The sequence below is a fragment of the Streptomyces sp. MMG1533 genome, from assembly GCF_001279775.1.
GTDB lineage: Bacteria > Actinomycetota > Actinomycetes > Streptomycetales > Streptomycetaceae > Streptomyces.
In genome coordinates this window covers 1-21,996 of the sequence record NZ_LGDG01000012.1, presented here as the reverse complement: position 1 = coordinate 21,996, position 21,996 = coordinate 1, and the positions used below count along the sequence as shown (strand labels likewise).

At 67.8% G+C, this 21,996-nt stretch carries 25 protein-coding genes and 4 pseudogenes; 14 read left to right on the top strand and 15 right to left on the bottom strand.

The window, feature by feature from the left end; genetic code table 11:
* Nucleotides 1–20 precede the first annotated feature (20 nt).
* A complete protein-coding gene (locus ADK57_RS03260; protein ID WP_234389938.1) occupies nt 21–686 on the bottom strand; it encodes a helix-turn-helix domain-containing protein in 666 nt (221 codons plus the stop codon).
* 128 nt (nt 687–814) lie between these two features.
* On the opposite strand from ADK57_RS03260, the gene ADK57_RS46795 reads away from it, so the two are divergent.
* The 8 genes from ADK57_RS46795 to ADK57_RS03225 all read left to right on the top strand — a co-directional run bounded on the left by ADK57_RS46795 (nt 815) and on the right by ADK57_RS03225 (nt 6,500).
* On the top strand, nt 815–1,333 hold the full coding sequence (locus ADK57_RS46795) for an ATP-binding protein (protein ID WP_078972928.1): 519 nt from the start codon (nt 815–817) through the stop codon (nt 1,331–1,333).
* A gap of 98 nt (nt 1,334–1,431) precedes the next feature.
* A complete protein-coding gene (locus ADK57_RS03255; protein ID WP_234389936.1) occupies nt 1,432–1,911 on the top strand; it encodes a hypothetical protein in 480 nt (159 codons plus the stop codon).
* Between the two features lie 130 nt (nt 1,912–2,041).
* Nucleotides 2,042–2,296: a hypothetical protein gene (locus ADK57_RS46790; protein WP_078972927.1), complete on the top strand. Its 255-nt coding sequence runs from the start codon at nt 2,042–2,044 to the stop codon at nt 2,294–2,296.
* Between the two features lie 74 nt (nt 2,297–2,370).
* Nucleotides 2,371–2,898, top strand: a complete 528-nt coding sequence (locus tag ADK57_RS03245) for a class I SAM-dependent methyltransferase (protein WP_159050001.1) — start codon at nt 2,371–2,373, stop codon at nt 2,896–2,898.
* 371 nt (nt 2,899–3,269) lie between these two features.
* Complete coding sequence (locus ADK57_RS03240) at nt 3,270–3,563, top strand: hypothetical protein (RefSeq protein WP_053747796.1); 294 nt, start codon at nt 3,270–3,272, stop codon at nt 3,561–3,563.
* Between the two features lie 130 nt (nt 3,564–3,693).
* Nucleotides 3,694–4,140 carry a hypothetical protein gene (locus ADK57_RS03235; RefSeq protein WP_053747795.1) on the top strand — a complete coding sequence of 149 codons (447 nt, stop codon included), beginning with the start codon at nt 3,694–3,696 and terminating at the stop codon, nt 4,138–4,140.
* A gap of 114 nt (nt 4,141–4,254) precedes the next feature.
* A complete protein-coding gene (locus ADK57_RS03230; protein WP_053747794.1) occupies nt 4,255–5,178 on the top strand; it encodes a transposase family protein in 924 nt (307 codons plus the stop codon).
* An 830-nt stretch (nt 5,179–6,008) separates the two neighbouring features.
* Nucleotides 6,009–6,500, top strand: coding sequence for a hypothetical protein (locus ADK57_RS03225; RefSeq protein ID WP_234389939.1), 492 nt, complete (start codon nt 6,009–6,011; stop codon nt 6,498–6,500).
* Between the two features lie 149 nt (nt 6,501–6,649).
* Here ADK57_RS03225 and ADK57_RS52365 read toward each other — a convergent pair whose 3' ends face one another.
* The 6 genes and pseudogenes from ADK57_RS52365 to ADK57_RS03210 all read right to left on the bottom strand — a co-directional run bounded on the left by ADK57_RS52365 (nt 6,650) and on the right by ADK57_RS03210 (nt 9,197).
* Complete coding sequence (locus ADK57_RS52365; RefSeq protein ID WP_053747793.1) at nt 6,650–7,114, bottom strand: hypothetical protein; 465 nt, start codon at nt 7,112–7,114, stop codon at nt 6,650–6,652.
* A complete protein-coding gene (locus ADK57_RS52360; RefSeq protein ID WP_159050000.1) occupies nt 7,024–7,467 on the bottom strand; it encodes a family 43 glycosylhydrolase in 444 nt (147 codons plus the stop codon). Before ADK57_RS52360 ends, ADK57_RS52365 begins: the two co-directional genes overlap by 91 nt.
* Nucleotides 7,468–7,518: 51 nt before the next feature.
* Complete coding sequence (locus tag ADK57_RS03215) at nt 7,519–8,145, bottom strand: hypothetical protein (RefSeq protein ID WP_053747792.1); 627 nt, start codon at nt 8,143–8,145, stop codon at nt 7,519–7,521.
* A gap of 91 nt (nt 8,146–8,236) precedes the next feature.
* Nucleotides 8,237–8,332, bottom strand: a pseudogene (locus tag ADK57_RS52355) (aldo/keto reductase); the annotation flags it as partial.
* A gap of 26 nt (nt 8,333–8,358) precedes the next feature.
* Nucleotides 8,359–8,598 (bottom strand): annotated as a pseudogene (locus ADK57_RS46775) (alcohol dehydrogenase catalytic domain-containing protein); the annotation flags it as partial.
* A 20-nt stretch (nt 8,599–8,618) separates the two neighbouring features.
* Nucleotides 8,619–9,197 (bottom strand): PadR family transcriptional regulator, encoded by a 579-nt coding sequence (locus ADK57_RS03210; protein WP_053747791.1) that lies wholly within the window; start codon nt 9,195–9,197, stop codon nt 8,619–8,621.
* A 124-nt stretch (nt 9,198–9,321) separates the two neighbouring features.
* On the opposite strand from ADK57_RS03210, the gene ADK57_RS03205 reads away from it, so the two are divergent.
* Complete coding sequence (locus ADK57_RS03205) at nt 9,322–10,128, top strand: alpha/beta fold hydrolase (protein WP_053747790.1); 807 nt, start codon at nt 9,322–9,324, stop codon at nt 10,126–10,128.
* Between the two features lie 182 nt (nt 10,129–10,310).
* Here the strand turns inward: ADK57_RS03205 and ADK57_RS03200 are convergent, their stop codons facing one another.
* Nucleotides 10,311–11,822: a DUF1996 domain-containing protein gene (locus tag ADK57_RS03200; RefSeq protein ID WP_053747789.1), complete on the bottom strand. Its 1,512-nt coding sequence runs from the start codon at nt 11,820–11,822 to the stop codon at nt 10,311–10,313.
* A 1,166-nt stretch (nt 11,823–12,988) separates the two neighbouring features.
* On the opposite strand from ADK57_RS03200, the pseudogene ADK57_RS03195 reads away from it, so the two are divergent.
* A pseudogene (locus ADK57_RS03195) lies at nt 12,989–13,573 on the top strand (DNA polymerase III subunit alpha); the annotation flags it as partial.
* 221 nt (nt 13,574–13,794) lie between these two features.
* Here the strand turns inward: ADK57_RS03195 and ADK57_RS03190 are convergent.
* Entirely contained in the window at nt 13,795–14,724 is a 930-nt protein-coding gene (locus ADK57_RS03190) for an AraC family transcriptional regulator (RefSeq protein WP_053747787.1), read from the bottom strand.
* A gap of 100 nt (nt 14,725–14,824) precedes the next feature.
* On the opposite strand from ADK57_RS03190, the gene ADK57_RS03185 reads away from it, so the two are divergent.
* Complete coding sequence (locus ADK57_RS03185; protein ID WP_053747786.1) at nt 14,825–15,739, top strand: MBL fold metallo-hydrolase; 915 nt, start codon at nt 14,825–14,827, stop codon at nt 15,737–15,739.
* 73 nt (nt 15,740–15,812) lie between these two features.
* Here ADK57_RS03185 and ADK57_RS03180 read toward each other — a convergent pair whose 3' ends face one another.
* Both ADK57_RS03180 and ADK57_RS03175 read right to left on the bottom strand, forming a co-directional pair.
* A complete protein-coding gene (locus tag ADK57_RS03180; protein WP_199830464.1) occupies nt 15,813–16,211 on the bottom strand; it encodes a hypothetical protein in 399 nt (132 codons plus the stop codon).
* Nucleotides 16,208–17,065 carry an IS5 family transposase gene (locus tag ADK57_RS03175; RefSeq protein WP_053747785.1) on the bottom strand — a complete coding sequence of 286 codons (858 nt, stop codon included), beginning with the start codon at nt 17,063–17,065 and terminating at the stop codon, nt 16,208–16,210. Before ADK57_RS03175 ends, ADK57_RS03180 begins: the two co-directional genes overlap by 4 nt.
* Nucleotides 17,066–17,260: 195 nt before the next feature.
* Between ADK57_RS03175 and ADK57_RS03170 the strand changes: the two genes are divergently transcribed.
* The 3 genes from ADK57_RS03170 (at nt 17,261) to ADK57_RS03160 (ending at nt 19,038) form a co-directional block, all read left to right on the top strand.
* The gene (locus ADK57_RS03170) at nt 17,261–17,812 is read left to right on the top strand and encodes a GNAT family N-acetyltransferase (RefSeq protein ID WP_053747784.1); all 552 of its coding nucleotides are present in this window, start codon (nt 17,261–17,263) and stop codon (nt 17,810–17,812) included.
* Between the two features lie 362 nt (nt 17,813–18,174).
* Nucleotides 18,175–18,360 carry a hypothetical protein gene (locus ADK57_RS48750; RefSeq protein ID WP_107091467.1) on the top strand — a complete coding sequence of 62 codons (186 nt, stop codon included), beginning with the start codon at nt 18,175–18,177 and terminating at the stop codon, nt 18,358–18,360.
* Nucleotides 18,361–18,594: 234 nt separating this feature from the next.
* Nucleotides 18,595–19,038 carry a hypothetical protein gene (locus ADK57_RS03160; RefSeq protein WP_053747782.1) on the top strand — a complete coding sequence of 148 codons (444 nt, stop codon included), beginning with the start codon at nt 18,595–18,597 and terminating at the stop codon, nt 19,036–19,038.
* Between the two features lie 94 nt (nt 19,039–19,132).
* Here ADK57_RS03160 and ADK57_RS49740 read toward each other — a convergent pair whose 3' ends face one another.
* From ADK57_RS49740 to ADK57_RS03140, 4 genes and pseudogenes are all read right to left on the bottom strand, one after another.
* Entirely contained in the window at nt 19,133–19,369 is a 237-nt protein-coding gene (locus ADK57_RS49740; RefSeq protein ID WP_159049999.1) for a hypothetical protein, read from the bottom strand.
* Nucleotides 19,370–19,547: 178 nt separating this feature from the next.
* Nucleotides 19,548–20,459: a hypothetical protein gene (locus ADK57_RS49735; protein WP_159049998.1), complete on the bottom strand. Its 912-nt coding sequence runs from the start codon at nt 20,457–20,459 to the stop codon at nt 19,548–19,550.
* Nucleotides 20,341–21,195 (bottom strand): hypothetical protein, encoded by an 855-nt coding sequence (locus ADK57_RS03145; RefSeq protein ID WP_053747779.1) that lies wholly within the window; start codon nt 21,193–21,195, stop codon nt 20,341–20,343. Before ADK57_RS03145 ends, ADK57_RS49735 begins: the two co-directional genes overlap by 119 nt.
* A gap of 588 nt (nt 21,196–21,783) precedes the next feature.
* A pseudogene (locus ADK57_RS03140) lies at nt 21,784–21,996 on the bottom strand (hypothetical protein); the annotation flags it as partial.

The window sequence follows — 21,996 nt, the reverse complement described above, 5'->3', positions numbered from 1 at the left end:
ATCAGCCGGTGGCCGTTCATCTATGCGGGCACCATCCCCAATGCCGGAGCAAACCCCCGGATCAGGTCGAACCCGTACACCACTTCCCTGGACGCAACCGCGACCCATCCGGCAAGGGCCGCGGTTTCTCCCGCCGCGATGGTCAGCGCTCGCTCGTGGCCGCCAGCACGAGGAAGGGCCGCCGTGATCGCGTCCAGGTGAGACTCGACCCGGTTCTGCAAACTGCGTGCGCTTTCACTCAGCTCGTCCACATGCAACTCGGCCGCGTGATCGATGAGTACAGACGCGGACTCGGGGTCGATCCTGGCTCCCTTGCTGAGCGCGTAGGCGAGTCGGCCCCAAGGCTCGGCAGCGGCAGCTGCGCCGACGATGGCGCCTCCCAGCAGCGTTCGGCGCTTCACGTCGTCCAGGTCCTCCCCTTCAGCGTCGCCCTTCTTCCTCCGCCTGACTCGGGCGGCCTTTGCCTCCCGCAGGAGCGGCTCCAACGGGACGCCGCAGGCCACAGCGATGTGCCCAAGTGTGTGGTTCGTAGGGACGTTCTCACCGTTCTCGTACCGACTGACCTCTCGGCGGGTCACCGTCGCCCGGCCCGAGGCCGCGTTGATCGCATCCGCCTGCTCATCCTGCGATCGGTCCGCATTACGGCGCAGCTGACGGAGTAGTTGGGCGAACGGATCTGCTGCCATGAGTGTGACCTCTATCGGTGGGGAATCCAATCCTGACCCCAACTCCCCCCTCGTTTTCCCCCCTTGACAAAGTTTTCCCCCTCAGGTTTCCCCTGTTCCGGATCACGACACCACGGTGCGATGGGCACATGACCACGCACCGGGCAGCAACGCCTCCCCAACCTGGGATGACCGACGGCGGGCCCACCGCCGCCAGCAGCGTGCCGGCCGTGTCTCCGCTGGCATCCCGTGCCTTCGAGATGGTCATGGCGCCGGCGAGTATTCACGTCGCTCAAGCACGAGGCACCACAGCAGCCGTGCTGAGGCAGTGGGCCCTGCCGGACGCCCCGGCAGAAGACGCCCAGCTTGTCGTCTCAGAGTTGGTGACTAACGCGATCAGTCACGGCTCTGGGGCTGTGGGTCTGCGGGTGCTGTACGGCAACCACCAGCTCCGGATCGAGGTCACGGACGGAAGCACCACCCCTGCCAAGCGACGACGCGCAGGTGCCAACGACCTGGGCGGGCGAGGGCTGCTCCTAGTCGCACACCTGTCGCATCGGTGGGGCGTGGCCGACAGCGGCCGGACTACATATGCGGTCATTCCCACTCTTACGGAGGCACCCCCATGTCGCCGCACGGCGCAACCAACGTTGGATCCGACGTGTTGAGCCCCGTGGCCGACCATGGTCTGGGTCTGGAGGTGCAGTCATCCGGCAGCTGGCCGAATGCTGGCCAGATCCGGGGGCGGCACAGTGGTCCCGACCCTTTGGAGCGCCAGTCGCACAATGGGCAGCTCCGTAAGCTCCGCCAGCACTTCCATCGAGAGGCTGTCGGAAAACGCGACCGTCAAAGCAGCGACCGGCAGCTTCGCGTCCTGGCGTACAGCTTGGTGCCGAGTCCGGGGGCCAGCCCCGACGAGGACTGGAACACCCTCCATGCCGAGGCGGAGCAGCACGGCTACGCGATAGGAGCAAGGCTCCACGATGTTGCCGTACCCGTGCCCACGACGTACTTCCCCGGCTCGCGCACGGGCCGGAGCGTCTACACGCCCCCCTGGCAGCGCCCTGGATGGAGGGAAGTCGACCGACAGATCCGAGGCGCATTCGCAGAGGGTGTGATCGTCCTCGACCGGCACAACATCAGCTCCGATGACGACGAGTACCGCGCCGTGATCAAGCATCTGGGCGAGCGGTACCAGGCGTTCGTACACCTCGTGATCCCCGAGGAGCCTACTGCGCCGACTTGAAGGCGTCCGCTGCGCTGGATGGACAAGAAGGGCTGGGGCTGGAGGCAGATCAGCGCCCAGGTCCTCCTCATCGCCACCGTGTTCGCCGTGCTCGCCATCACCTTCAACTTCACCTGACCAGGGGCCGACCATGACATTCGAGGGACACACCGACCTGGCACCGCGGCTCCTGCCGCACCGCGAGCATGGCGAGGCTCTCCTCGCCATCCAGGAGGCCGCCCCGGAACCGCCCAGTGAGGCCGGACTCGATCTCTTCGCTGTCCCCGCCGGCGAGGTGCAGGGTGGCGGCTTCAACCTCTCCCGCTTCCACCGGCTCTCCCGCCCGCCGACTTCGGGGAACGGGGCGGCCTCGGCTTCGACTCATGACCCGCAGGACGCAGCATGAGGTCGCTGTTGCATCGCCTCAGTCCCGACCAGTGGGATGCCTGGTACAGCGAGGGTCGGGCCATAGACCGCCTCGTGACCGACGCCGAGGTCGACCGCTTTCTCCAGCACGTTAACCCGCACGCCGGGGCATCCGTACTCGACGTCGGCTGCGGCATCGGCAGCTTCAGCCGACAGCTCTCCCGTTGGGGCTACGACGTGCTGGGCCTGGACTTCTCGCCGATCGCGATCCGGACCGCGCATCGGCAAGGCGTCAACGGTCGGCTGCACTACGGTGTGCACGATTTCGACGCGGGGGCAATCCCGCCTCGACTGCAGCCCGGCTCGCTCGACCTCATCGTTTGCCGCAACATCCTGCCGTTCATCGACCACCCCCGTTTCATGGTCGACGCTCGCCGTTGGTTGCGCCCTGGCGGGCAGTTGTACGTCCTTGTTCGTGTCTGGTCCGAGCGCCGGGGCGAACCGGACGAGAGGCCCTGGCAGCGTGGCTTCACCGAGGAACAAGTGCAGGACCTCCAGAACGGCTGGGCCGAACAGAAACGCTGCTGGCTCGGCAGACACACCACGCTGTTCCTGTCCAACCCGCGCCACCGGACCTTGTGACCGTTCGTCGGCACCGGCGTCCACTCGTCAGCCCGGCATTTCCTTACCCCAAGTCGAGCCAGTGAGGGGGAAAGGCCGCTGCCGGTTGCGTGGATGAGTGAACCGTGAGTGATCCGATTTCATCGTCCCGTCACGGTGCCTTACAGCGATTTCCTTGATCCGGTCGGTATCCGACGTGTGCTCGCCCGCCTCGCCCACACGGTCCGGCAGAGGAGTGCGAGTCGCCCCGCGTCACCACTCACCCACGATCAATGCGCCGTTCGAGAAGGCCGGCGGGCCCAGCCAGTACCCCGAGTGTGAACTCGACCCGGTCTCGGACCTCTGAGTCGCGCCGCCTGCTGCCAATAGCCACCCTGATGAGGAGAACGAGCATGACCGTTCCCGCCCCGATTACTACACCAACTCCGGCCGCATCCGAGATCACACCTGGCGAGAGACAGCACGCTGGCCGCGCGCAGCGTGCGCTTCTTCTCGACCTCGAGGGGCAGCGGCGCGGCGAAATCCGGCGGACGGTCGACTCCACCCAGGCCGGCGCCCTGCTCGCGTCCTGCTACTTCTCCTCGGTCCTGCGCTGGATCCGGGAGGAACCTCCGCCCTTCGACCTGCCCGTCAGCCTCGACGCCGCGCTCGACATCGTCCTGCGGGGCCTGCTCACCTCCGGATGAGCCGACCGGACCGTCACTGAGCTCTCCGGAGCGAACAGAAGTTCTTACGAGAAGCTGACGCGGGATCGAATCACCCTTATACGACCTGGTGCGCGATTGGGGTCGGCCGTCCGTAGTGGAGGATGGCCCTATGCATGCTCTCTTCGACAGTCCCGGGCTCCGTCGCGTCTCGCTGGGCGAGTACCCCTTGTGGGACGAGGCTCTTGCGCTCCTCAACCGGGACTTGGCAGTGACTCTTCCTGAGCAGGGGCCCCTGCAACTGGTGGCCCAGCCTTCCTACGAGGCGGACGAGCCGGAGTATGTCTACGTTGCGCTGGCCAATGGCGAGTGGCACGGCGGTCACCTGTACCCAAAGGTGGCCAAAGACCTTGCTCATGCCTTGGCGATCGTCGCCGACGCCGCGCAGGATACCGTCGCTGAGCGTCTGGGGCAGGCGTGGCCCCTGTGCGTCGAACACAACCTGGGCATGCATGCGCGCGAGGCGGAGGAGCAGCTCTCCTGGTGGTGCGCCGGAGAGCGGCCGCGTCTCGGGCCGGCCCACATCCGTGCGGCCGTGGGCGCGCTCGATACCTTCTGAGCCGCCCGCATCGCCGCAACCGCAAGCGACGGAGAGCAGATCGACGTCATGTTGCGCGGCAGGCGCAGCGGGTGCGCAGTGTCGTGAAGGGCGCCGTGCGGGTTGGGTGTTCATATGACGCAATACCTTGGCCGCACGGCCTTGTCCCATCCCGTCTTCACCGGACTTCAGCACCGTCGACTCGGCGCGCTGATCGGCGAGTTGGCTCATGCGTGGATGGCATCCGAGGAGGGTCGACTGCACAACCGCAGGGGTCGCGGCCGTCTGAGGGCAGTCGGAGCCGGCCCGAACCATCAGTTGGTGTTCACCGACCGGATCATCGCCACCCTGGTCGTCCTGCGGTTCCAGCTTCCTCATGCAGCTCTGGCTGTTCTCTACGGCGTGGACCGCTCAACGATCACCCGGGCCGTCCATGAGATCCGTCCACTGCCGGCTGCCCGGGGCTTCGCTGTACCAGGACACCTAGACCTGCGGCTTCGCACCTTGGAGGACGTCTTCGCCTACGCCGCGGCCGAAGGCGTGGAACTGCGGTTGGATGGCACCGAGATCCGGGTGCGCCGCCGCGGGGCGAACCGGCCAGGACGGCGAGCGTTCGTCTCGGGGAAGATGCGACAGAACGCCAAGAAGGTCACCGTCGTCACCGACGAGCAGGGCCGCACCCTCTGGGCCGGCGCGTTCCGGCCCGGCCGGATGCACGACCAGACTGCGGTGAAAACTGAGGGCATCTGCGACTTGTTCGAGCGATACCCCGCGGTCAAGGCTAAAGCCGATGCCGGCTACTGCGGCCTGGCCAGGCAGTTCCCCGACCAGGTCCAGGCCCCACCCCTGAAGCCGAAAAAGGACGCCCCGCCCGAAACTCTCGCAGCGTGGGGTGCCGCCCGCCACCAGCAGTCATCAGAACGAATCTGCGTCGAGCACGCCAACGCCGAACACAAGCAGTGGCGGACACTCCAGCGGTACCTCGGACGCCGCGAGTACTTCGACGAGAGCTACTCGGCTGTGGCAGCCCTGGTCTCCGACCGCACCGCCGAGAGGTGATCACCCACCAGACAACCCGCCAGGCCAATACGCTCCGACCTCAATCGCGCACAACGACGGGATCCGGTCGATGGTACTCGGCGGGCCGCATGGTGATGTACCAGCGGAAGACGGTGGTGAGAGTGAGGCCGACCGTGCCGGACCGACGGACGACAGCGGTTCCTGCGGTGCCGGTGAGGAGGTAGCTACTGCCCGAGGTGACGGCTGAGGGGTCAGCGGAACGCTGGTGCCGAAGAGGACCCGGAGCAAGTTGAGTTGGGGGAAGAGGCCGTCGGGGAGTTCGTCGGGTGGGGCACGCGATGGTGGACTCGACGAGGGCGACTGTGTCGTCCAGGGAGGCGCGCGCGGGGCAGTTCGGCGAACCAGGCCGGGGCGGCGAATCCGGTGTCGGCGACGCCCGGACATCCAGCCGTGCCACCCGGAACAGGGTCAGTACATCCCGCATCCGCGAACTCACCGTTCACAGCGACCTATTGAAGGGCTGCCGGACCACGTTCAAGGTGTTTGCCCGGCGACGCTACGTCTGGGCGACGCCGCGTCCTGAATCGTCTGCATGCCTGTGTCTCGGCGGGTGGCCGTCCGCCGCGTGTGCCATCACGTGGGCAACCGACCGGGCCGGCGGACTTCTGCACCGTATGTCTTACGAACCCCTTACGTGCCCGGCTCAACCGACACAACGCGCCTACGATCGCAACGTGTTGACCATCAGAAAGATCATCCTGGTTATCGCCGCGCCCCTTGTGCTGGCTGCGGCCGGCGTCACACACCCGCATGGGCTGTCAAGGTCGACGGCAGCGGAGTGGACACAATTACACATCGCCCTGTTGCCGGTGTTTCCGCTGCTCACGATCGGCCTTCTCGTCCCCCTATGGCACCGCCCACGCCCCGACCTGGCCGGCATCGCCACGGTGACGGCCTGGGCGGGAGCGTTCGTCTACGCGGCCTACTACACGGGCCTCGACGCGGTGGCCGGCATCGCGGCCGGAACCGCGGTCGAGCACACCGCCGAGACAGCGGCCCTGGGCCCGATCAAGCGCCCGCTCTACCACACCGGTGAGGCGCTCGGGCAGGCCGGCGCCTACGCCCTCATAGGCGCCGTGGTGGCCACTGCGATCGCGCTCTTCCCCAAGCACGGCGCGCGCGTTGTCCCCGGCACGGTGATACTGCTCGTGGCCGGCTGGTTCTTCGTGGACAGCCACATCTTCTGGCCCCGCGGCGTATGGACCATGCTCGGCTTCGCCCTGGGCTTCGCTCTGCTCGCCTGGGGCACCGCGAGGAGCACACCCGCCGCCAGGGACCGCCGGTCCGTGACGACGGGCTGACAGGGAACGAACCGAGACGCGAAGAGACGGCTGCGACGCGCGGCACCGGCTGAGGCCCTACCTGTCGCCGCCCTCCACAGGGCGGTCAGTTCTTACGCCGTCCACGACGCCCCGCGTCGTCGCGGTCATGGCACGGCCGGCCGTGACAGTCACCCGTACTGGTTCTTCAGCCGGTCGTACTCGGCCTGCGTGACCGGCAGTACGGTGCCGTGACGGGGCTTGGAGGGGAGAGCGTAGTTGGAAGACAGGGTCCACTTGCCGGAATTGAGGTCGGTGGTCTCGAAGGGGATGTAGCCGCGCGCACCGTACTCGTCGATGAACTGGTACCACTTGTTCTCGGTGTTCGACTTGAGCACCAGCGGGCCCTCGCCCCGGCTGATCGAGCCTCTGCCGATGCAGTCGGCGACCACGGAGTACCGGGTGTTCAGGACGGTGGTCGACTTGTCCTCGGTGATGAAGTTGCTGCACGTGCCGCCGTCTCGCGCGTCCTTGTTGAGCCGGTAGTACGTGCCGTTGTTCTTGATCACCGTGGAGTCGATGACGGAGTGGCCCGGGTCGAACCAGGTCTTCGCCGCGCTGAAGGTCCTGAAGTCGCTGGTCGTCGCGTACAACATGACAGGTAGTACTTGCCGTTCTTCGTGGCCAGGCTGGGTGCCCAGAACACGTTCGGGGCAGGGCTCAGCGGCAGCGGGGCGTTTGACCAGCGCACCAGGTCCGTCGACGTCCACACGGTGGGCGCGGGGCTGTCCCAGCCGTAGCCGTCGGTGGTGCAGTACAGGTGGTAGACGCCGTTGATCACGTAGATGCTCGGGTCGGCGAAGAACCCGGGCACGATCGGGTTTCCGGCTCCGGGCGAATTCCACGGCACGTCCGCCGCGTGGGCGGGCAGGGAACTCGCCACCAGCGACATCGGTAAGCTCGCGGCTCCCGCAGCGACTGCGGCCTTGATCAGGTCTCGGCGGTTCACGCTTCCTCCGTCAGGCCGTTCGGTGGTGACCGTACTGAAGTCATGGACATGTCAGCCAGAAGGGAAACAGCTCACCAGGGCTCGATGCTGGTCGGCAGGTGTGTCGTTCGCACCAAGCCACTCCCCCGGCCCGGTCTTCTCCTGCCAGGCGAGATGACGTTCTGCGATGGCGTCGACGAAGTCCCTGGCGAGGGCGCCCGCTTCGAACAGGTCCTGGTCCGTGGTCTGCGCGCTGGATCCGATGATGAGCCCTCGCACCTCGGCGGAGTGGCCGTACCGGAAGTGGCCCGTGCCGCACAGATGCGTGTCGACGAGTACCGCCTCGCCGTAGTTGCGCCCGAGGCGGCGGTGGCCGCCGGCCTTGGCGGCGGCATTGGGCAGGAACCGGGCACCGTCGTCGCCGATCACCAGGGCGGCCATGACCGCCTGCTCGTTGGGCACCCACGGCCCGGAGGTCGGGTCCATCAGGACGAACGCCATGCAGGGCCGCCCGTAGACACCGTGCGGTGCGCTCTCCTCGACCGCCCGCTGGCCGGCCCAGATGCTCGCCGCGCGCCGCAGCCCCAAGTCCAGGAGAAGCTGGTCGAGTTCGCCGTCGGCCAGCAAATAGCGGTAGGGCTTGTGGTGATGCCCGGCGCGGATCCGCAGGCCGTCCGGTGAGAGTGTCTCGGTCACCATCGGTGGGCCACCTGGGGCGGATGAGCTCGTCGTACACCGCGCGTACCGTCCGCAGGGCGTCGTCGGACAGCGGTGCCAGGTCCGCGGCGGCCGCGTTGCCATGTGCCTGCTCGGGGGTGCGGGCGCCCGGGATGACGACGCTCACGCCGGGCTGGTCGGTGATCCAGCGCAGGGCGAGCGGTGCCATGGCGGTCCCGGACGGCACCAGGGGCGCACCCGCTGCCCCACCCGGGTGGCGTCGACGACACCGGCCGCGTCGCTGTGCGGGATCACACGCGGAAAGGGCATGGAGGAACCCAGCCAGCCGCGCCGCTTCTTGGTGTCCCCGGGATTGACGCCCGACACGGTGACGCGTACACGCACCTCGCCCGGGCCGGGGTGCGGGTCGAGTAGCTCGCCCACCTGGAACACGTCGGCTGCCGGGCCCTGTCGGTCGTACCAGGATGCAAGCAAGTGCAGGCCTCCGTTGCCTCTCAGGTCACGCGCTCATCGAGCGTAACCGGACCATTACCGGGGTGCGCGGCGCCGGATCCGGGGCCGTCTTCACCCAGGACTTCACGCAGCCAAGCACGTTCGGTGCGGCTGATGGCGCGGGCGGTGAGCATCATGCCGCGCCGGTAGGGGTCGGCGACATCCTCCGCGCGCAGGGGGCGGTCGCCGTCGTAGAAGAAGCTCGCCGGCGCCTCCAGAAACTCCAGCCGCCGACGGAGCACCGCGTGCTGCTCGGCGACGTCCGGGAGTTGGGAGAGGAACGCCAGGATCGTGAAGAACCGCGTGAAGTCGGTGATCTCGTGCTCGGCGGGCTCGCGCAGTCGCTTCAGCATCTCGGTGCGCCCGGCCACGGTCAGACTCAGGACGTACCGCGCGGCGGCCGCACTCGGCTCGGTGTGCCGCTCCAGCAAGCCGGCCTTCGTCAGGCGGTTGATAGCCGGGTAGAGGCTGCCGTCGCTGACCGGACGTGTGTACCCGGACAGCTGGGCCACGCGGCGGCGTAGCGCGTGGCCGGGCAGGGGGCCGTCGGCGAGGAAGCCCAGGATCGCGAGTTCCAGCATGACGCCATGCTCTCACATCGATTCGAGGCACACATCGAATCGATGTACCGTGGGCCTGCCGGATTCCGGGTCACCCCGTGAAGCAACCGCACGACCGGGCCACGTCCCCGCAAGGAAAGAGACCATGACCGACATCAGCCCCCAGCAGACGCAGGTCACCTCCGCCGACGGCACCGTCATCGCCGTCACGGTCACCGGACAGGGACGTCCCCTGGTGGTGTCCCCCGGAGCCCTGTGCGCCGCCCAGGACTGGCAGCTTCTGGCCGACGTACTCGCACCCCACATGACCACATACGCCGTCGACCGCCGCGGCCATGGAGCCAGCGGCGACAGCCCCGACTTCAGCATCGAGCGCGAGCAGGAAGACATCGCCGCCGTCCTCGAACTCGCGGGCCCCGACGCGATCCTGCTCGGCCACTCCTACGGCGGGCTCGTCACCCTGGGCCTTGCGCTCAAGCAGTCTCTCGCCGGGTTCATCCTCTACGAGCCCCCCGTGCCGCTGCACGGGCCCGTCGGCGGAGAAGCCCTCGCACCGTTCGAGCAGGCGGTGGGAAAGGGCCTCCTCGACCACGCTCTGACCCTCGGCCTGCGGAACTTCCTGAAGCTGCCGGAGGAAGCGATCGAGGCGTTCCGCCGCGAGCCCGTGTGGTCCGTACGAGCGTCGATGACCCCCACCTGGGCCCGTGAGATCCGCGCCATGGACGCCTTCGGCGACGACCTGGAGCGGTTCTCGCTCCTGGAGACCCCGACACTCCTGGTGGTCGGGCAGCTCAGCCCGCCGTGGCTCACCGACACCTCCCGGCGTCTGCAGCAGGCCCTGCCGAACGGACGCCTCGTGGAGATCCCCGGCCACGCGCACGACGCGTATCTCACCGATCCCGTCGCGATGGCCGAAGCAATCCTTCCCTTCGCCCTCAACCCCGCCGCATAGGCCCAGGCCGGGCGCTGCGGCGCGCCCAACTGCCGGACATGACCCCGGCCAGGAGCATCTGGCTGAAGCAACTCGCCGGGCCGACGGATCGCGTACACCTGTCGCCGACCCATCTCGGTCTCAGTCGTGGGCGTTTGCCCGGCAGTCACCGCGGGCCCGGACAGGAGCTCAATGCGGTGACATCACTGGCACTGGCGGCCGGTGTTGATGCACTGGACCATCTCGTTCATCAGCTGCTCGTCAAAAACGTTGACGAAGTCACCGTGGTCCGTGATCGGTTTGTGCATCTGCTCCGGGAAGCCGTCGACCGCGTAGAACGGGCTGGACTGGCCGTTGTCGTTGAGGCTGGGCGCGTCCACGTCGTAGACCAGACGCTGTACGAGCTGCGGAATGGCCTTGAAGCCACTCGGACACGCACCCGTGTTCGGATCGGCGAACGCGACGTGGGCGCGGTGGTTGGCGCTGTCGGTGTTCTGGCCGTCCCAGCAGCTCTGGAACTTGGATGTGCGCACCACGCTGCTGCCCTCGGGACAGATCGGGTACTTGTCCGTCAACTGGCGGTCCTCGAAGCCCGTGCAGCTCCACGCCGCGTTGGCGTTCGCGGTGCCATTGGTGAACGCCTTGGCGTCACCGGTGATGATCCGCAGGAACTTGGGCATGGCGACCACCTTGCCGCTCGCGTTGCCCACATACTCCAGGGTCACCTGCGACGCGGTGAGGATCTTGCCGGCATTGCCCTCGGCGCCGCCGCCCTGTTGCTGGGCGTCAAATTCCTCGGTGCCGTCCTGCAGCCTCAGGACCGGCCAGTAGTAGGACGACTTGTCACCCTGGTTCTGGCATGTGGTCTGGCCTCCCGCAAAGTCGTCGTTGTCGGCGAACGCGTCGTTCGCCTGGTTGCCGACGTAGTCGTGCGTGTGATGAGCACCGTTGTCCACACCGGGCGCGACGATGACGTTGTCGCTGTTGTACAGCTTGTTCTCGTTCACACCGCACTGGGTGGTGAAGGTCCCCCTGGAGGCCTCCTGCGACGCGCGGGGTGCTGTCACGTTGGGTTGGACCGTGGTGATGTCGACGAAGTCAGCGGCGACAGGCCCGTTGCCTGCCGGTCCGCCACCGGCGGGCTGCCCCTGCCCGTTGCCCTGTTCTTGTCCCTGACCGTTCTCCTGGCCGTCGTTCTGATTGCCGCCGGTGTCGCCCTGGTTGCCGGAAGCGCGCAGCGTACAGGCGGCCAGCGGCTCAATGCCCTGCGGCCTGTCCCCCACCCTGCCGATGGCGATGGCGATCCGGTCGATCGTCGCGACCCGCTTGTCCTTCAGGGGACCCATGATCGCGTTGTTGGCGAAGTTGCTGTCCTGCTGTATGGCCTGGGCCGAACTCTGCAGCCTCTGATAGGCCTCGGAGATCTGGCTGTCCAGCAAAGCAAGCTGCTTGTCGACCTCTGCCCTGGCCTGGTCCGGCACCTGCTGCAGCCGGCTGCCGACGTCGGGGCAGTCGATGGTGGAGGCTTCCGAGGCCGCGGCTTGGCCGGTCCCACCTTGAGATGACCGTTTGACGGTGTTGCCGCCTGATGTCTCGTGGGCGGAGGCATACACATTCACGACCACCAGCCCGCCTGCTCCGAGTGTGAGAGCCGCGGCGGCGGCAATGACCTTGCCGCCCGTGGTCTTCGATCGTTTGCGCGAGTTGCGCCCCATGGATTTCCTCCGAACTCTCCTGGGTGGAACACCACTTCACGAGGTGAGTCACGCCAGGAGGAAGCGATGTCCTGCCTGTCGGCCCCGCCAAGGGGCCCCTGCCGACGTGGGGCCAGTCGGTCGTCGTGCGAGGCCGGCCGTCCGGGATGCTTGGTCCCTTCGCTCACGGCTCCTCCGGCTCTCGACGCATCCGTCGAACCCTGTGTTCAGGGACCAGAGTTACCCGTGGGACTGCCGCGACGCAGGAATTGGGTCGCCACGTCAGGTTCTCGTAAGGACTCGCCGCACCGACCGAGGACTTCGCGAGCGCTGGTTGACGCCACCCACGAAGCGCGAAGGCACCTCACGACGGCGTGCGGCTGCGACAGCTTTCGGTCGCAGTACGACGCTCACGCCAGAGGGCTCTCGCAGCGATGACACGGCCAGGGCTCAGCCAGGTACACGACGTCCTTGCCGTCGAGGCCGGCCCTGACGCGGCCACGGCCACCGGAGGACTTCCCGCCCTCCCTCGATCGGACAAGACCGACGGCCGTTTGCCCCCGATCCCAGTGCGCGGTGCACACCTGACGTTCGGCTGGACGTAGCTGAGGCGGGAAGGTCGGCCCAGTTCTTACGAGAGGTTGACACGACGGCCAACCAGCTTCACTCAGCCTGTTGAACCGGCCAGCCTGGCCCCTCGCCACCAGCCCGGAGTGGCGGTCGAAGAACACGAGAAGTCGGACATGAGCAGGCCCAACCCACGCGACAACCACAAGCCCGCGGCACCGAGTCCCCTGAGGGTCATCGGCTGCGGGTTCCTGGCGACCACCGGCCTCGGAGCCACGGCGGCCGTTGCCCCGGCCGACCAGCCTGACCGTTCCGCCGCCGAGACGGGACGCAACGTCTGCGCCCATGGGACGACGGCTGACACCAGTCGGGGTTGCTGACGTCAGCACACGCCGCGTGGCCAGAGGATATGGCTTCGACGAAGAACCAGCCGGCCGCGAGGAACACTGTCGATCTGGAAGGCTCTGGTGCCGCACTTCGGCAGAAGCGCGACCGCCGTAGCCGCGACAAGGCCGATGAGGGCCGAGGCACCGGCCTGCCCTGGCGCCTCGTCCACGGCCGTCGACCTGGACAGCCCGTGCGGATACGCGATGCCCACCGTAGCCGGGACCAACGGGGAGGTCATCGGTCGGCTGGGTTTTGAGGGGTACTTCCTGGCCGTGGCCCAGGTCGTCGCGGACACACGGGCGCTGGGGATCCGGGTCGCCGCGCGCGGCTCCGGCGCCGGCTCCATGGTCAACCACGCGCTGTTCGTCGCCACGGCCAACCCGCTCGAACACCGCCTGCTGTTCGAGCGGTTCCTCAGCGAGCGGCGTACGTCGTTGCCGGACATCGACCTTGATGTGGAGTCCGAGCGGCGCCTGGAGGTGTACGACGCGATCATCGAGCGGTTCGGGCGGGAGCGGACCGCGGTCACCGGTATGCCCGAGACCTACCGGGCCCGGCACGCCCTGCGCGACACCGGCCTCGCTCTCGGGATTCCGCCCCAGCTCATCGGCGAGATCGCCAAGAGCTTCCCGCACCTGCGGGCCCGGGATATTCGCGGTGCGCCGGCCGAACTGCCGGAGCTGCGGCAACTCGCTGCCCGGGCCGACCGGTTCGGGTCGCTGTGGGAGCTCGCCGAGGGCCTGGATGCGCTGCCACGCGGCTATGCGATGCACCCGTGCGGAGTGATCCTGTCGAACGCGGCGCTGCTGGACCGGCTTCTGTAGGTTCCACGATCTCGTGCGCATTGGTTCCTGCGGGAACGCCGGAATCCGCGTGAGATGAGCACTGGCCATGTCGGTCCATCATGCGCAATCGGTGCCCTCGGAATGCTGTTCCTGTCACAGCAAGTGACAGTCGGCCCCCCGGCTGATCGCCGAACCAGCGCGTAATCTGAGCTGGATTTCTGCGAGTGCCAAGGGTGATGGTTCATCAAGGACTCTCACGTGGACGCCGATCGACCGGCTGTCTCTGCTCGGTACTGCCCCGGGGTAGTACCGAATTCCCGGCTGAAGGCATGTGAGAGGGCGTACGGGGTGCCGTAGCCGACGCGGCGAGCGATGGTGGCCAGAGGGTCCGGGGTGTCGCGGAGCAGGGTGGCGGCGAAGGTCAGGCGCCACCAGGTGAGGTACGCCATCGGCGGGCGGCCGACCAGGGTGGTGAAGCGGCGGGCCAGGGTGGCGCGGGACACGCCTGCCTCGACGGCCAGGCGGTCGTTGGTCCACGGGGCGGCCGGGTCCGAGTGCAGCGCCCGTAGGGCGGCGGCCGCCACTGGGTCGCCCAGTACGGTCGGCCAGGTGCCGCTCGTGCCCTGGGCTGCCCAGGAGCGGATCATGTAGACGAGGAGGAGGTCGAGCAGGCTGGGCACCGCGATGCAGGCGCCGGGTCCTTGTGCGCCCAGCTCGTGGCCCAGCAGGTCGACGGCGGCGCGCAGTTCGGGATGGGCGCCCACCCGGTTCGGCAGGTGGACGACCTTCGGCAGTTCCGCCATGAGCGGGTGTACGCGACTGCGGTCGAGCCGGTACTTGCCGCACAGCATCTGCACCTCGCCGGAGGTGGCTCGGGGTCGGCGCGGCCCCCTCTCGTCGAGCCACCGCTCGAACGGCACCGCCTGTTTCACGGTCGTCGCATCGGCGGGGGCGTCGGCGATCACATGTCCCGTGCCGTGCGGCAGCAGCACCACGTCACCCGCGCCGAGCGAGACTGGAGAGCCACTGTCGGGCAGCAGCCAGCAGCTGCCCTCCAGCACCACATGGAAGCCCGCACCGTCGTACGAGGCGAGCCGCGTGCACCAGCTCCCGCTCACCCGCACCCGGTTTGAGGAAGGACGCCCGATGCGTACCGCCGAGACCGCGTCGCTCACCACATCCATCGGGTCAGGATACCCATGGCGTCAGTGGTGAGACGGGTGCGTATCTGAATGAGCTGAGCGGGCATTGAGGGGCTCATCTGTCCTTCCTAGAGTCGAGGGCATGAAGAGCGAGAGCATGCAGAGCATCGTGCTCGGCGATGTCGAGGTCACCCGAGTCGTCGAGTGGCAAGGGGCGTTCGCGCCCGCACGCGGCCTGCTTCCGGAGTCCGGCGCCGAGGTGTGGAAGGGCAACGAGGACTGGCTGGCGCCGGATCACTGGGAACCGGACGGCGACAGGGCGGTGGTGGCGCTACAGACCTGGGTGCTGCGCAGCTGCGGACGGACCGTCCTGGTCGACACCGGGGTAGGGAACGGGCGCGAGCGGCCCGGCTCGGCCCGGTTTCACCACTGGCAGGGCGATTTCCTGGGTGGGCTGGCGCGGGTCGGCGTCCGGCCGGAGGACGTCGACGTCGTCGTCAACACCCACGTACACGGTGATCACGTCGGTTGGAACACCGTCGGTGTCGACGGAGGGTGGCAGCCGACGTTCCCCAACGCCCAGTACCTCATCCCGGCCGCGGACGACTTCCACTTCGGCCCGGACAACGCGTACGGGAACAGCCGCCGGGAGGATGACCGGCTGATCTACGAGGACAGCATCGCGCCCGTCCACCGGGCCGGGCAGACCGTACTGTGGGACGGCACCCACCGCATCGACGAGCACCTCACTCTGGAGTCCGCGCCAGGCCACACGCCCGGCTCATCCGTACTGCGGCTCGCATCCGGGAGCGACCGGGCGGTCTTCGTCGGCGATCTTCTGCACAGCCCGGTGCAGATCCTCACACCCTCCTGCAACAGTTGCTTCTGTCTGGATGCGGAACAAACAGTAGCCAGCCGCCGTCGGATCCTCGAACGAGCCGCCGCCGAAAGGGAGTTGGTCGTCCCTGCACACTTCGGCGGGGCGGGTGCCGTGGAAGTCCGGCAAGAGGGCGACGGGTTCACCCTCGGGCGGTGGGCGGCCTACGGTACGGAGTAGGTTGCGTCAGTCATAGCAACTACGGACCGCGACCGTTGCGCACCGAGTCTCGGATTCGCGCATTCAGAGGGCGTTAAGTCCGTTTCTGGTAGATGCCTCGGCCGGGTTGGGTGAGGAAGCCTTGACGGGTGAGGCGTCCGAGGCGGCTGCGGGTGACGTTCAGGGCTGGGTCGTCAGTGGGCATGCCGAGGAACTCGTGTAGTTCGCGGACACGGAACGCCTGGTCGGGGTACTGGTTGAAGGCGTTCAGGATGGCCTGGTAGTCGGTGGTCGACTCGGGCGGATCCGGTGGCTCCCCGGTCGGCGCGAGTTCGGCGATGACCTTCCGGGTGGTGGCCAGGTCCGCGAGACGCGCTTCGGTCTCGGTGAGAGCGGCAGTGAAGTGTTCGATCTGGGCGCGTAGTGCGCTGGCCCGGGCGGTGGCCTCGTCGTGCCGGGCCTGGAGGTCCGTCAGAAGTTCGATGATGTTCACGCGGCCACCTGGAGAGTGTCGCGCCAGGCCGGGGTGGGTGTGGTGAGACGGCGGGTCATGTTCGCGGTGGAGGCCCAGTAGACGCGCGAGGCGGAGTTGTCGGGGCGGTGGTCGTACTCGCGGGCCAGGCGCCGGTGCAGCATCAGCGTGCCGTTGACCTGCTCGACCACCCACCTCTTGGGCTGTGGGACGAAGCCCTTGCCCTGGTCGTCCGGGTTGCGGCGGACGACCTCGACGGTGATGTCCAGCAGGGCGCCGTGGATGATGGCCTCGTCCTTGAAGCCCTGGTCCACCAGGACCTTCTCCAGGCGCATCCCGCACCGCTCGGCCGCCTGGTCGAGCAGGGCGGTACCGGCGGTGTTGTCGTGCGCGGAAGCGGCCAGGACGACGACGCCGATGATCAGCCCCAGCACGTCGACGGCCAGTCCCCGCTTGCGCCCCGGCGTCCCCTTGTTCGCGTCCAGTCCCGTCGTCGTGGTCTTCGGGACACCCGCGGCGGCGCGCACGGACTGGGTGTCGATGACCACGAGGGACGGGTCCTCTAGTCGGCGGGCCTTCTCCCTCACCTGGCAGCGCAGCAGTTCCTGGATCCGCTGGTCGAGCCCGTCCTGGCGCCACAGCGTGAAGTAGGAGAACACCGCCGACCATGCCGGCAGGTCATGGGGCAGGTAGCGCCACTGACAGCCCGTCCGGTTCTGATAGAAGATCGCGTTCACGATCTCCCGGAGATCGCAGGACCCGGGGTCTCCGGTCGCCGACCGGCTCATTCGGTCCTGTTTCCAGGCCGTGATCATCGGCTCGATCAACGCCCACTGCTCGTCCGATAAGTCGCTCGGATACGGTCTTCGCTCCATGCCCGCATCCCAGCATGGGCATGACGAACGGTCGGCCCGGACGAGCATCGGTACCACGATCGAGCGATCACGAACCGAGATGGATCAGACTTAACGCCCTCGCAAACGCGGCAAGCCCCGCCGCCGTCCGTAGCGGATGGGAGGGCGTGCATGCGAAGATCCAACGGTCGGATAGGCGCACTTCGAAGGGCGGCTATGTTCGCGATCTCCCTGGGGGACGGGGCCGAGCTGCGGCCGCTGGAGCCGTGGCGGGCCGAGGAGTTCCTCGCGCATATGGACCGGGGCCGGGACTTCGTCGGCGAGCACATGGAGCTGCCCGACCTCGCTGCCGACCTCGACTCGGCCCGCGGCTATCTCCAGCGCTACGCCGACAAGGCAGCCTCCGACACCGGCCGGCTGTACGGTATCTGGCTCGACGGCACCCTCGTGGGTGGCGTCTCCTTCCCGAAATTCGACGCCGCAGCCGGCACCTGCGAGGCAGGCTGCTGGCTGGAGCCTGCCGCCACAGGCCGGGGCCTGGTCGGACGTGCAGCACGGCTAATCATCGACTGGGCGTTCAACGAGCGCGGCATCCACCGTGTGCAGTGGTTGGTGTCGCCGAAGAACACGCCCAGCATCAACGTGGCCAAGCGACTCGGCATGACCCGTGAGGGCGTCCTGCGCGAAACCTACCTCTACCGCGGCGTCCGCCACGATGCCGAGGTCTGGTCGGTGCTGGCGCGGGAGTGGCAAGCCTTGAGCAGCTGAGCGGTCCTCTGATTTGCCGTTTCTCCATGTCACAGCTGTCGATCCGTCGGGGCCGCAGGAAAGGCAGGCCGCCGCGTAAGCGACTCGGCCCGGGCCATGGAGCTGAGTCCACGGTGAACGTCACCCGCTCCCGACTCGGCCGACTCGGCCGCCAAGGCATCCTCACCCAGCCCGGACGAAGCCTCAGCAGGAAACGGACTTAACGCCCTCTGAAGGTTCATCAGGCACTCGTGGTTGTAGCGGACAGCACCGCCGTCCGGGCGCGTACGCGTGTCGCTGACCAGTGCGCAACCGTAGCCGTCGTTCTTCCAGAGCGCGTAGGTCGGGACGGCCAGACGGACATGCGTGGGTGGAAGAGTGAGGTGGTCGACGGCTTCCTCCGGATGCGCGGCGTGCCAGGCAAGCAGGACATTCTCACGCTCCTCATGGAGGTCCTCGTCCACGATCTGGGACCAATGGCAGTCAAGGCAACGCACTGCGTGCTGGAAGCCGTCGACGCGCTGGGACACGTCGTAGTAGGGGTGGTGCGGCGCTTCGGCGCCAACTGATTCGCCCATGTCCCGTCAACGAACGATGCTGCTTGGAGTCTCCGGCGGGGTACTCGCCTCCGACGCACATGGCCGGTGGTTTCGAACCCCTTGGCCGTCGTCTCGTCAACCTCGAAGAGTTCAGGTTCCCATCTGCTGCGGCAGATGGCATGTTCACCTTCCAGTTGCCTAAGCAAAGATGGCACGGGGAGAGATTGGAGACACCGAGTGAGAACAGCACAGAGCGCGGTCCGCATGGCTCTGGTCGCAGCCTGCACGGTTGTGGGGCTCACAATCAGCACTACCGGACCAGCCCACGCGGCCACCTTCTGGGACACCGAATCGTGGACGGACCCCAGTGACAAGGACCCCGGAGGTGTCGAGGCGGGCTCAGGTCTGTGGCGCAGCGACGGATCTGGCGAGTACTGGGTCTTCTTCGACCCGTACGGCGAGAAGCTGTCCGTGAAGGACGGCTACGCCGACGGACATGCTGCAAGAGCCCGGGTCGTCGTCACAGACGCGCAAGGTCATACACAGGACGAAGACACCTTCTACGTGGGCACGGCGGACGGGTTGAAGGAGTACAACCTGGGCACGCCCGACGGCAGCGGAGACATCGCCGAGGGCCTAAACGTCACCGTCTATGTGTGCATCAACGAGACGACGACGTGTTCGCCCAGTACTTTCGGCAAGGCGTGAGGAACAGCCGGACACTCGGCCGGGTGGACTGATGGCCCACGTGATGGCAGAAGTGTTGTCCAGTTCTCATCGAAATCTCTCAGTCGTCTGATCGCTAAACGGTGTCAGGAACCTGCTTCTTCTCCCGCTTGTTGGCCTCGTCTTCAGCTCGGGCGGCAAGGTATTCGGCCCAGTCGCGTCTGGCGTAGGCGACCCAGCGGATGGCGGTGTGGCGGTGCATGCCGGTCAGGTCGGCGAGGATTGGGCTGGGGAGATCGGCGGCGAGGGCTGCCAGCGCCGCGTTGCGGGCGGTGCGAACCGGGATGCCGTGGCGACCCAGTTTCTGGGTCATGCCGTGCGTCGAGATCGGCTTGCCTGGGACCATGCGCGGGAAGAGCCACCGCGGCCCTGGCTGGACTCGTGAGAGCTGCGGCCGTAGCTGAGGCTGTTCGGCGAGGCTCCGAAGGAGCTCGGCGAGCCGTGGAGGCAGCAGGACGGGGTGGCGGCCCAGGAACAAGTGAGCGTGCTCGTCACCGAACTTGAGGTGCTCGGGCGTCAGATGGCAAAGGCGTTCGGTGGACGGACCGAACAGCAGGGTGATCGCGCCGGCAGCCTGCACGTCCGTAGGCAGGGCATCGTCGGTGAGACAGCGCTGGAGGAGCGGCCATCGATCGTTCTCGTCGAGCAGGTTCTGGGGCTCTTGCCTGGGGATGGAGGGGACGGTCAGTTCGCGGGTGAGGCGACGGCTTGTGGTCCATTTCAGGAAGTATCGGATCAGGTAGCGGCGTTGGCTGGTGGCTCCGGCGATCCAGTCCCGGCGGCCCTGTGCTCACAGCAGGAAGTGGCGTACGCAGGTGAAGACCGAGGCGGACGACGACCGCGCGGGCGCTCTCCTCCGCGTCGGTGATCGCCTCCGTGAGCACGTCGGCCGCCCACTCGGCGACGAACGGGCCCTTGCGCAGGTAGTGGGTGAAGGAGGTGTCCGCCGTGTTCGTCGCCCGCGCGGACGGAAGATGCCCTCCGACCTGCTTCGCCGTGCGCACCTCGACGGTCTTCTTGATGCCCGTCACCATCATCTGCAGCGGCTTGCCGTCGTCGCCGACCAGGCCGTGGCGCTCGGCCCACGCCCCGAGCTTCAGCTTGCGGGCCAGCTCGGCATCGAAGGGCCCGATGTGCCCGCCAGTGGCGGCATTGAGATCACCGCCTCGGCCGTTGCCCGCCCAGATCGACCACACCGACCCGCTCCCGGAGAACGCCCGGCTGTGGCCCATCAACCGGTGCAGCAGCAGGTAGAAGCTCCCCATCGTCCGCAACTGGCGGTCCTCATCGACGCTCCAGTGCACCGTCGTGCGGGAGTTGGCCTTGCCCCGACGGCGCTTGGTCAGCGTGACCGCCACCGCGCGCGCCTCCAACAGCCGGTGCTCGGCGGGCAGTTCCTTCAATGCCTCCGGGTTGCGCCCGCTCAGCCCGGCCCGTGGCCGCCATCGCCGCCAGCCGCCGCGCCCCCTGTTCCCGCTCAGCCACCGACAGGCTTTCGTCGTTGTCGAGGAAACGCCCCAGCAGCTTCTCGCCCGCCATGATCCGGTCACGGACAGCGGCCACGTCCGAGCGGGCGACGGCCATGACAGCCTGGAACTCGCGATCGGAGTACCCCGGACGCCCAGCCTGCTGGGCGTCCACGCCGTGCCCGGGCTGCCCGGCAAAGTCCACCACAGCCCCGTCCAGCCGTTCCTGACCGGGCAGGACACGCACGATCCGCAGCAGGTCCTGCAGGTTCCGGCGGGCGGACTTCTCCCCACACGTCTGCCGCCTCGACATCAGGTACCGCTCCAGGTGACGCACTCGCAGCTCCTCCACCCGCCGCGGCGGTTCCGCAAGCTGGTCCAGGAGCAGCAGGAACCGCTTGATCGTCTGCCACTGGCCGCTCGCCGCCCGCTGTGTGCGGCGCCCGCCGCCGGGTCCGATCCGCACCCCCAGCGCGTGCGCGAAATCCCGGTGCAATCCTGGCAGCGGCAACTCCTCGAACCGGAACACGCACTCGCGGCCGTCCTCACCGGTGAACCGCACCACCGGCGCCCCGCCGTCCTCGGGGAACTCCACGGTCGGGGGCGGCTCGTAGAAGCCGCCGGGAACAGCCGACGCACGGCCGCGACCCGCGCGGGGTGCCTCCTCGCTCACGCGGCCACCGCCGACCGCTCCAGCCAGCCCTCGTCGCTGAAGCCCACCGGCTCCCAGGCCCCCTCCGGCACCAGTTCAAGCCGGGTACGCATCTCCAGCTCCTGCAAGGTGTGCACGGCTGCCCCTCGGGCGCCCCCAGATCATCCAACCCCTGAGCGAGACCGGCGAACAGATCACTGAACTCCCGCATGAACGGGGTCACTTCGCGTGGCCGTGCCAGTTCCCGGCGAGTGAAGTGCACCCGCCACCCCGTGATCGACATGACGCGGCACTCCATCCCGCGGACAGCTCAACAGCGCATAACCGAAGTGGTACGGGTTCCGGGCGCAGGTATGGGTCGAGTCCGGCCGGGTGGTGCTGCGCTCACGGCGGGGCAGCGACCTGGTGCCGGCATTCCCGGAGATCGTGGCCGGCGCTGCTCAGCTGCCCGACGCGACCGCCCTGGATGGCGTTATGTCACCTGCTGGCCTGTCTCCGCCCTCCAATGGCACACCTCAGGAGGCTGGCTGGTGCGGGTGCCGGTCTACGGACGCCAGCGTTCAGGGATGTGGCCGGTGCGGCTATCGGTCGAGCGTCGCGACCTCGTCACGCTCCGTGGTGGGTGACGTCCTGCGGGTACAGGAAGATCTGCAGGCGGGGCCCCCACTCGTGGTCGGCGGAGCGGGCGGTGTCGAATCCGAGGACTTCCGAGCCGCTGCCGACGCGGGCGGCGGAGTGCGTAATCCCGGGGGCGGCCTCGTCCAACAGGGGCCGTACGGCTTCGAGGTAGAAGCGGCGGGAGAGTTCCAGTCCGGGGATGAA

Excerpts from the sequence above, each read along its gene's own strand:
- ADK57_RS03260 (WP_234389938.1), bottom strand. The coding sequence starts at position 686 with ATGGCAGCAGATCCGTTCGCCCAACTACTCCGTCAGCTGCGCCGTAAT.
- ADK57_RS46795 (WP_078972928.1), top strand. The coding sequence starts at position 815 with ATGACCACGCACCGGGCAGCAACGCCTCCCCAACCTGGGATGACCGAC.
- ADK57_RS46790 (WP_078972927.1), top strand. The coding sequence starts at position 2,042 with ATGACATTCGAGGGACACACCGACCTGGCACCGCGGCTCCTGCCGCAC.
- ADK57_RS03240 (WP_053747796.1), top strand. The coding sequence starts at position 3,270 with ATGACCGTTCCCGCCCCGATTACTACACCAACTCCGGCCGCATCCGAG.
- ADK57_RS03235 (WP_053747795.1), top strand. The coding sequence starts at position 3,694 with ATGCATGCTCTCTTCGACAGTCCCGGGCTCCGTCGCGTCTCGCTGGGC.
- ADK57_RS03230 (WP_053747794.1), top strand. The coding sequence starts at position 4,255 with ATGACGCAATACCTTGGCCGCACGGCCTTGTCCCATCCCGTCTTCACC.
- ADK57_RS52365 (WP_053747793.1), bottom strand. The coding sequence starts at position 7,114 with ATGTTGTACGCGACGACCAGCGACTTCAGGACCTTCAGCGCGGCGAAG.
- ADK57_RS03215 (WP_053747792.1), bottom strand. The coding sequence starts at position 8,145 with ATGGTGACCGAGACACTCTCACCGGACGGCCTGCGGATCCGCGCCGGG.
- ADK57_RS03210 (WP_053747791.1), bottom strand. The coding sequence starts at position 9,197 with ATGCTGGAACTCGCGATCCTGGGCTTCCTCGCCGACGGCCCCCTGCCC.
- ADK57_RS03205 (WP_053747790.1), top strand. The coding sequence starts at position 9,322 with ATGACCGACATCAGCCCCCAGCAGACGCAGGTCACCTCCGCCGACGGC.
- ADK57_RS03200 (WP_053747789.1), bottom strand. The coding sequence starts at position 11,822 with ATGGGGCGCAACTCGCGCAAACGATCGAAGACCACGGGCGGCAAGGTC.
- ADK57_RS03190 (WP_053747787.1), bottom strand. The coding sequence starts at position 14,724 with ATGGATGTGGTGAGCGACGCGGTCTCGGCGGTACGCATCGGGCGTCCT.
- ADK57_RS03185 (WP_053747786.1), top strand. The coding sequence starts at position 14,825 with ATGAAGAGCGAGAGCATGCAGAGCATCGTGCTCGGCGATGTCGAGGTC.
- ADK57_RS03175 (WP_053747785.1), bottom strand. The coding sequence starts at position 17,065 with ATGGAGCGAAGACCGTATCCGAGCGACTTATCGGACGAGCAGTGGGCG.
- ADK57_RS03170 (WP_053747784.1), top strand. The coding sequence starts at position 17,261 with ATGTTCGCGATCTCCCTGGGGGACGGGGCCGAGCTGCGGCCGCTGGAG.
- ADK57_RS03160 (WP_053747782.1), top strand. The coding sequence starts at position 18,595 with ATGGCTCTGGTCGCAGCCTGCACGGTTGTGGGGCTCACAATCAGCACT.
- ADK57_RS49740 (WP_159049999.1), bottom strand. The coding sequence starts at position 19,369 with ATGACCCAGAAACTGGGTCGCCACGGCATCCCGGTTCGCACCGCCCGC.